This is a genomic window from Amycolatopsis sp. NPDC003731 (assembly GCF_053586895.1).
On sequence record NZ_JBSFNC010000060.1, the window covers coordinates 41514 to 50135 of the forward strand.

At 72.9% G+C, this 8622-nt stretch carries 7 protein-coding genes; 5 read left to right on the plus strand and 2 right to left on the minus strand.

The window, feature by feature from the left end; translation table 11 throughout:
- Positions 1 to 90: 90 nt before the first annotated feature.
- Genes ACWDN5_RS24530 through cobA form a run of 3 tightly spaced genes read left to right on the plus strand, consistent with a single transcriptional unit; the run spans position 91 to position 4285 of the window.
- Positions 91 to 1152, plus strand: coding sequence for an ATP-binding protein (locus ACWDN5_RS24530; protein ID WP_310973036.1), 1062 nt, complete (start codon positions 91 to 93; stop codon positions 1150 to 1152).
- Entirely contained in the window at positions 1149 to 3017 is a 1869-nt protein-coding gene (locus tag ACWDN5_RS24535; RefSeq protein WP_449677901.1) for a vWA domain-containing protein, read from the plus strand. The genes ACWDN5_RS24530 and ACWDN5_RS24535 overlap by 4 nt, the downstream gene beginning before the upstream one ends.
- 47 nt (positions 3018 to 3064) lie before the next feature.
- Entirely contained in the window at positions 3065 to 4285 is a 1221-nt protein-coding gene (cobA, locus tag ACWDN5_RS24540) for a uroporphyrinogen-III C-methyltransferase (RefSeq protein ID WP_449677902.1), read from the plus strand.
- A 106-nt stretch (positions 4286 to 4391) separates the two neighbouring features.
- On the opposite strand, the gene ACWDN5_RS24545 is transcribed toward cobA, so the two are convergent.
- Entirely contained in the window at positions 4392 to 4949 is a 558-nt protein-coding gene (locus ACWDN5_RS24545) for an AAA family ATPase (RefSeq protein ID WP_449677903.1), read from the minus strand.
- Between the two features lie 12 nt (positions 4950 to 4961).
- Positions 4962 to 5837 (minus strand): alpha/beta fold hydrolase, encoded by an 876-nt coding sequence (locus ACWDN5_RS24550; RefSeq protein ID WP_310973032.1) that lies wholly within the window; start codon positions 5835 to 5837, stop codon positions 4962 to 4964.
- A 135-nt stretch (positions 5838 to 5972) separates the two neighbouring features.
- On the opposite strand from ACWDN5_RS24550, the gene ACWDN5_RS24555 reads away from it, so the two are divergent.
- Entirely contained in the window at positions 5973 to 6815 is an 843-nt protein-coding gene (locus ACWDN5_RS24555; RefSeq protein ID WP_449677904.1) for a crotonase/enoyl-CoA hydratase family protein, read from the plus strand.
- A gap of 13 nt (positions 6816 to 6828) precedes the next feature.
- Positions 6829 to 8523, plus strand: a complete 1695-nt coding sequence (locus tag ACWDN5_RS24560; RefSeq protein ID WP_449677905.1) for an AMP-binding protein — start codon at positions 6829 to 6831, stop codon at positions 8521 to 8523.
- Positions 8524 to 8622 lie beyond the last annotated feature (99 nt).

Here is an 8622-nt window from a genome sequence, read left to right on the forward strand (position 1 = left end):
ATCGGATGCGCGAAGCCGGGCGGCGCGCGACCATGGGCGCACGAAAGGGGGCGTCGCAGGGGGATGTCCTGATGCACCGGAGGTCCACGCTTGCACGCCCAGCTCACGGTCACGCCCGCCCGGCTGCCCGAGCTCCTGCTCACCACCGCCGTCGTGCGGCCGGTGTTCCTCTGGGGCGCGCCCGGGATCGGGAAGTCCTCGCTGGTGCGCGACTTCGCCGCGTCGCTGGGCCTGGACTGCGTTTCGCTGCTGGGCACCCAGCTCGCCCCCGAGGACCTGATCGGTGTCCCGCAGATCACCGGCGGCCGCAGCCGGTTCTGCCCGCCCGAGCAGATCGCCCGCGACGAGCCGTACTGCCTGTTCCTCGACGAGCTGAACGCCGCCGCACCCGACGTCCAGAAGGCGTTCTACTCGCTCATCCTCGACCGTCGCATCGGCTCCTACGAGCTGCCGGCGGGCTCGGTCGTGATCGGCGCCGGCAACCGCGCCACCGACCAGGCCCTGGCCCGGCCGATGGCCTCGGCCCTGGTCAACCGCCTCGTGCACGTCCACCTGCGGGCCGCGCCGGGCGACTGGCTCGCCTGGGCCGCCGGGAACGGCATCCACCCGTGGGTGGTCGAGTACCTCACCCAGCGCCCGGACCACCTGTGGAGCCCGCCGCCGAAGACCGAGGAGCCGTTCTCGACGCCGCGGTCCTGGCACATGCTCTCGGACCTCCTGCACTCCGCGGGTGACCCCGCCGACGACGAGACGGTCGCGCTGCTGGCGTACGCGACCCTCACCCCGGCGCACGCCGGCTCGTTCCGCGCGTACCTCAAGGTGGCCCGGCACGCCTTCGACCTGGAGGCGATCCTCAAGGGCGACGCGCGCTGGCCCGCCGAACCGGCCGACCGCGACCTGCTCTACTTCCTCGCCGAGACGTTCCGCGCCCGGCTGGTCAAGGACCTGCCCGCGGACAAGCGGCACGCCTCGGCGGCCGTGCGCCAGTTCGCCTTCCGCGCGAAGAGCCTCCTGGTCGAGCTGGCCGAGATCTCCCTCGAGATGGCCCAGCTGGTCATCGCCGACGACGAAGCCGGCAATCCGCGGCTGCCGGCGTGGTTCCTCGTCGAAGCCGTCCGTGACCTGCCGCGGCTGGTGGCGGCCCGCGCATGAGCAACGCCCGCGCCGAGGCCGAGCGCCGCGAGCGCCGGAACAAGGCGATCGAGGACGGCTGGGCCCACGTCCGCGGCCACCCCGTTCTCGAGCACCTGGCCCGCGGCGCGAACCTGAGCCGGACGAGCGGCGGCGGCTGGGCCGTCGTCAGCGACCGCGGGGTGATCACGCCGAACCGCGGCCGGGTCGCCGACGCGGACGAGTGGGCGTGGGTCTTCGCGCACCTGCTGCTCCACCTCGGCCTCGGCCACCTCGACGAAGACCGGCTCACCGAGGCCGAAGCCGTCACGCCGGGCCGTGACGTCGACCCGGTCTACGCCGCCGCGTGCTGCGTCGCCGTCCACCGGTTCGCGGAGGCGGTGCACCTCGGGACCCCGGTGCTGGACCTGCCCGAACTCCCGGGCACCGAGGAGGCGGCCTTGACCCGCGCCTGGCGGGAAACGGGCGTCCCGGCGCCGTTCGCCGACCTGGGCACCGGCCGGCCGTGCCTGGTGCTCGGGGAGCCGATGTCCCGCTGGCAGCGGCAGTACCACGGCAAGCCGACGCCCTGGACCGAACGGTTCGCCCGCGGGCTGATCGCCTCGGCCACCGAGGCCATGGAACGCGCCGCCGACGCGCGCGGCCGGACCCGCCACCGGCGGGCGATGGGGGAGTGGGACCGCGCGCTGTCCTGGTTCGTCTCGTCGTTCCCGCTGCTCGGCGCGGTCGCGGCCGGGTTCACCCTGGTCGTCGACGCCGAAGTGGTCCGCGCGTGGGACATCTCCCTGGCCGCGGTCGACGCCGAGCTCGGCGAAATCTACGTCAACCCGGCCGCCGACCTCACCGCCGAGGAGTGGCGGTTCGTGCTGGCCCACGAGATGCTGCACGCGGCGCTGCGGCACGACCGGCGGGCCCTCGGCCGCGAGCCCTACCTGTGGAACGTCGCCTGCGACTACGTGATCAACGGCTGGCTCGTGGCGATGGGCGTGGGCGAGCTGCCCCACGGCAGCCTGCACGACCAGCAGCTCACCGGGATGTCCGCGGAGTCGGTGTACGACACGCTCACCACCGACCTCCGGCGGGCCCGGAAGCTGGTGACCCTGGGCTCGCGCAAGGCCGGGGACGTCCTCGGCGACTGGCTGTCCGCACCGGACGCGGTCCGGCGGCGCTCCTCGCGCCGGGACGCGCGTCCGGCGCCGTGGGACGACCGCACCCGGGGCGTCGACCTCGACGAGTTCTACCGCCGGGCGCTCACCCAGGGCCTGGAGTACCACCGCGCGCAGAGCCGCGGGTTGTTGCCGGCCGGGCTGGAGCAGGAGATCCGGGCCCTCGACCACCCGCCGCTGCCGTGGGACGCGCAACTGGCCCGCTGGTTCGACGAGCACGTCCGGGTGGAGCTGCCGGTGCGCAGCTACGCGCGGGCGTCGCGCCGCCAGTCGTCGACGCCGGACATCCCGCGCCCGGGCCGCGTCCGGCCGGACCGCCTCGACCGGCGCGTCACCTTCGGCGTGGTGCTGGACACCTCGGGGTCGATGAACGCGGAGCTGCTCGGCAAGGCGCTGGGCGCGATCGCGTCGTACGCGCTGGCCCGGGACGTCCCGGCGGCGCGCGTGGTGTTCTGCGACGCCGTCGCCTACGACGCCGGCTACCTCGCGGTGGAGGACATCGCGGGCCGGGTCAAGGTCCGCGGGCGCGGCGGGACCATCCTGCAGCCCGGCGTCGACCTGCTGCAGCGGGCCGCGGACTTCCCGGCGGACGGGCCGATCCTGATCATCACCGACGCGCAGTGCGACCACGTCCGGCCGCGGCGGGAGCACGCGTACCTGGTGCCGCGGGGCGCGCGGCTGCCGTTCGTGGCCCGCGGGCCGGTCTTCCGCGTGGCATGACCCACGCTGGGCTGGCGCGGGGCTCGCTCGCCAATAAACTCCCGCGCATGGACGACCCGCACTACCTCTCCGGCCTCCAGCTGAGCGGCCGCCGCGTCGTGATGATCGGCGGCGGTTCCGTGGCCCAGCGCCGGCTGCCCCGGCTGATCAGCGCGGGCGCCCGCGTCGAACTGGTGTCGCCGCACACGACGCCGTCGGTGCAGGGGATGGTGGACGCGGGCGAGCTCGTCTGGCACGAACGGCGTTATCAGGACGGCGACCTCCGCGACGCCTGGTACGCGCTGGCCTGCACGGACGACCCCGAGGTGAACGCCGCCGTCTGCGCCGAGGCCGAGCGGGAGCGGGTGTTCTGCGTCCGCGCCGACGAAGGCGAGTCGGGTTCGGCGGTGACCCCGGCGTCCGGACGGCACGGCGGCCTGCTGTTCGGCGTGCTCTCCGGCGGCGAGCCGCTGCGCTCGGCGGCGGTCCGCGACTCGATGCTCGACGGCCTGCACAACGGCACGATCGAAGACGGCCGCCGTCCGCACCCCGAGGGCACCCTGCCCGGCGTGGCGCTGGTCGGCGGCGGCCCGGGCGACCCGGAGCTGATCACGGTCCGCGGCCGGCGCCTGCTCTCGCGCGCGGACGTCGTCGTGGTGGACCGGCTGGCGCCCCGCGAGCTGCTCGACGAGCTCGCGCCCGAGGTCGAGATCGTCGACGCGGCGAAGATCCCCTACGGCCGCGCGGCCAGCCAGGACGTCATCAACAGCACGCTGATCGAGCGCGCCAAGGAGGGCAAGTTCGTCGTCCGCCTCAAGGGCGGCGACCCGTACCTGTTCGGCCGCGGCTTCGAAGAGGTGCTGGCCTGCGCCGAGGCCGGCGTCCCGGTCACGATGGTCCCGGGCATCACGAGCGCGTTCGCCGTCCCGGCGGTCGCGGACGTCCCGGTCACCCACCGCGGCGTCGCGCACGAGGTGGTGGTGGTCTCCGGCCACGTCGCCCCCGGCGACGACCGGTCCCTGGTGGACTGGGAGCTGCTGGCCCGCATGCGCGGCACGATCGTCCTGATGATGGGCGTTGAAAGGCTCCCGCAGTTCGCGAAGGCCCTCCTGGACGGCGGCCGCCCGGCCGACACCCCGGTCGCGATCATCGAGGACGGCACGATGCGCACCCAGCGCTCCCTCCGGTCCACTTTGGACACAGTGGTCACCGACGCGGCCGCCTCCGGCGTCCGCCCGCCCGCGGTGATCGTGATCGGCCCGGTGGCCGGCCTCGCCCCCGTCTCCTGACCGGATTCCCGCGTGATCCGGGAGTCGACACCCGTGATCGAAGGGTCGACACCCGTGATCGGAGGGTCGACACGGCAAGGCTTCGGCCGGACGTCGTGTCGACCCTTCAATCACGCGAGTTCGCTTTCCAATCACGCGAGCCGGCGTTTCCATCACGCGGGAGCCGGGCCGCGGTGAGGATGGCGTCGGCGACTTCGGGGAGGGGGCGGGTGGCGTCGACGATCGTGGCGCCGGGGTGGCGGTAGGCGTTGTCGGCGAGGGCCGCGGCCAGCTCCTCGGGGTGCTTGCCGAAGCTGTTCGACGTGCGGGTCATGAGCCGGTGGCGGAGCGTGTCCTCGTCGATCACCAGGCAGATCACGAGGTCGAACAGATCCCGCACGTCCTCGTGGTTCTCGGGGCAGCCGCAGAAGAACGCGACCCCGCCGGCCGTCCGCGCCGCCAGGGCTTCGACCTTCGCGCGGCTGATCCGCCAGCCGAAGCGGTCGAGCCAGCCCGCCGGCACCGGGTCGGGCGGGTCGGTGACGACTTCGCCGGTCGTCCGGTCCGCCCAGTGGTGGTAGCCCTCGTTGTCCGCGTCGACCGCGAGCTCGCCCCGCTCCTTCAGGAGCGCGCAGACCGCCGACTTGCCCGCTCCCGCGTTGCCGGTCACCCACACCAAAGGCATGGGCGAAGGATGTCAGTTCTCGTAGCAGCTCGCGGCGAAATCCCGGATCGCGTCCGACAACCGGGTCGGGTCGAACCGCAGCTCGACCGGGCTGCGGGCCTGGACGAACTCCGCGTCCGGCATGTCGACGGCCAGGGTGTCCGCGTCGCCGAACGGGTGGATCGGGTCGCCCTGGTGACCGATCACCAGCGCGCGCGTCGAGATCTTGCGGCGCACCGACTTCGGCGGCGCGATCCGGCCGAACAGCACCCCGTGCAGCAGCGCCGCCATCGGGGCCGGGCGCTGGGAGAGCGTGTCCGTGACGACGTCGACCCACTGGTTGCCGTGCGGGACCACCGAGGCCGCCAGCGCCACCGCCTGCACGGTGAACGGCAGGAACCGGGCCGCCATCAGCAGCGGTGCGAAGGTGACCAGCCCGGCGACGATCGCGTTGTCCAGCACCGGCATCTCGACGATCAGCCCCCGCGCCCGCGCGGGCGCCTGCACCGCCACTTCCAGGGAGACGTTCGCGCCCAGTGACGTCCCGCCGATCACGGCGGAGTCCACCTCGAGGTGATCGAGCAGGGCCAGGGTCTGCTCGGCGAACGACGGCATCGAGTACAGCCACGACTCGGTCGGCCGGTCGGAGTCGCCGTGGCCGAGCAGGTCGAGGGTGATCACCCGGAACCCGGCGCGGGCCAGCCGGCGGGCGAGGGGCGCGTGCATCCGGCGGGTCAACATGATCCCGTGGGTGAGGACGACGACCTTGTCGCCGCTGCCGAACTCGGTGTACCAGAGCCGGTGGCCCTCGTGGTCGAACGAGCCGGTCAGCTCGATCGGGCGGGAGGCCCGCCGGACCGGGGCGGACGGGGGTTCGGACTCGATCGCGGTCGCGCTGGCCGGGCTCATGTCCCACCGTCCTCCCCGTGTCGGTGCCGGTTGTTTCAGGAAAGCATCCCCCGGCCGGGTTGGCACAGTGACCCGAGGGGCCAATTGACAAGGTGCCAATGGCGGGTGGCCGCGGGCATGGGTCAAGATGACCCCATGACCGCTACTGCTGACAGTCTGCCCGACCTGGTGTCCCTCAAGGTCGACGTCGCCGGCCATGTGGCCGAAGTGACGCTTCTCGGCCCGTCCAAGGGCAACGCGATGGGCCCGGACTTCTGGCGCGAGCTGCCCCTGGTCTTCCGCGCGCTGGACGCCGACCCGCAGGTCAGGGCCGTGGTGCTGACCGGCAGCGGCAAGCACTTCTCCTACGGCCTGGACCTGCCCGCGATGATGGGCGACTGGGCGCCGATGCTGGGCGGGGACAACCTGGCCGGCCCGCGGACGGCGTTTCTCGACCAGGTCCGCTCGCTGCAGGCGGCGGTCAGTTCGATCGCGGAATGCCGCAAACCGGTCGTCGCGGCCGTTTCGGGCTGGTGCATCGGCGGCGGGGTCGACGTCGTCGCGGCCGCCGACGTCCGCCTGGCCAGCGCCGACGCGAAGTTCAGCGTCCGCGAGGTGCGCGTCGCCATCGTCGCCGACCTCGGGAGCCTCCAGCGGCTCGCCTCGATCATCGGCGAGGGGCACCTGCGCGAGCTCGCCCTCACCGGCAAGGACGTCGACGCCGCCCGCGCCGAGAAGATCGGCCTGGTGAACGACGTCTACCCGGACCAGGAGGCGCTGCTGACGGCCGCCCGCGAACTCGCCGGCGAGATCGCTGCGAACCCGCCGCTGGTGGTGCAGGGTACGAAGCAGGTACTGGCGGCGAACACCGAGCGCCAGGTCGCCGACGGCCTCCGGTACGTCGCGGCGTGGAACTCGGCGTTCCTGCCCAGCAAGGACCTCGGCGAGGCGGTCCAGGCCTTCCTGGAACGCCGGCCGCCGGAGTTCAAGGGCGAGTAGGAGGAGAGGCAGCGTGAGCGTCCACCACACCTTCCGCGTCGCGCGGGACTACCTGCAGGCCCACCGCGAGGACTACGAGACGGCGTACCGCGACTTCGCCTGGCCGGAGTTCGACGAGTTCAACTGGGCGATCGACTGGTTCGACGTCGTCGCGCACGACCCGGACAACGCCGAGCGGTACGCGCTGTGGATCGTCGAGGAGGACGGCCGCGAGAACCGCTGGACCTTCCCGGAGATGTCCGGCCGGTCCAACCAGGTGGCGAACTGGCTGCGCGCGCTCGGCGTCCGCCGCGGCGACCGGCTCATCCTCATGCTGGGCAACCAGGGCGAGCTGTGGGAGACGATCCTCGCCGCGATCAAGCTCGGCGCGGTGATCATCCCGGCGTCCACGCTGCTCGGGCCGGCCGACCTGACCGACCGCGTGGAGCGCGGCGCCGCGAAGCACGTCGTCGTCCGCTCGGTCGACGCGCCGAAGTTCGACGGCATCGAGGGCGGCTACACGCGGATCGCGGTGGGGGACCCGGTCGAAGGCTGGCACGCGTACTCGGCCGCGTCCGCCGAGTCCCCGGAGTTCACCCCGGACGGCCCGACGAAGGCCGGCGACCCGCTGCTGCTGTACTTCACCTCCGGCACGACCGCGAAGCCGAAGCTGGTGCAGCACACGCACGTCTCGTACCCGGTCGGTCACCTGTCCACGATGTACTGGATCGGCCTGGAACCCGGCGACGTCCACCTGAACATCTCCTCGCCCGGCTGGGCCAAGCACGCGTGGAGCAACTTCTTCGCGCCGTGGAACGCCGAGGCGACGGTGTTCCTCTACAACTACAGCCGGTTCGACGCGGGCGCGCTGATGGCGCAGATGGACCGCTGCGGTGTCACCAGCTTCTGCGCGCCGCCGACGGTGTGGCGGATGCTCATCCAGGCCGACCTGAGCGCGCTGAAGACGCCGCCGCGCAAGGTGGTGGGCGCCGGGGAGCCGTTGAACCCCGAGGTGATCGACCAGGTCGAGAAGGCGTGGGGCGTCACCATCCGCGACGGCTTCGGCCAGACCGAAAGCAGCGTCCAGATCGCGAACACGCCGGGCCAGGACGTCGTGCCCGGCTCGATGGGCCGCCCGCTGCCGGGGTTCGTGGTGGCGCTGGTCGACCCGGTCAGCGGCGAACGCGCTTCCGAGGGCGAAATCTGCCTGGACCTCGCGCACCGGCCGGTGGGCCTGATGACCGGCTACGCCGGCGACGACGAGCGCACGTCGGCGGCCTTCGCCGGCGGCTTCTACCACACGGGTGACGTCGGTTCGATCGACGAACGCGGCTACATCACCTACGTCGGGCGCACCGACGACGTGTTCAAGGCGTCGGACTACCGGATCTCGCCGTTCGAGCTGGAGAGCGTCCTGATCGAGCACGAGGCGGTGGCCGAGGCCGCGGTCGTCCCGGCCCCCGACCCGATCCGGCTCGCGGTGCCCAAGGCGTACGTCGTGCTGGCTGCGGGCTTCGCGGCGGACGCCGGGACCGCGCGGTCGATCCTGGCGTACTGCCGCGAGCACCTGGCGCCGTACAAGCGCATCCGGCGGCTGGAGTTCGCGGAGCTGCCGAAGACGATCTCGGGCAAGATCCGCCGCGTCGAGCTGCGGGGCCGCGAGAGCGACCCGAAGCGCGGCGAGGGGACGGAGTACCGCGAGGAGGACTTCCCGGACCTCAAGTCCTGAGGCGCTCACTGGTGGACGTTGGGGGGTGGACAGGCGTATGCGTCTTGTCTGCACCCCGGGTCTGCCGGGTCACTGCAGGGCTGAGCGCGTCACCCGATG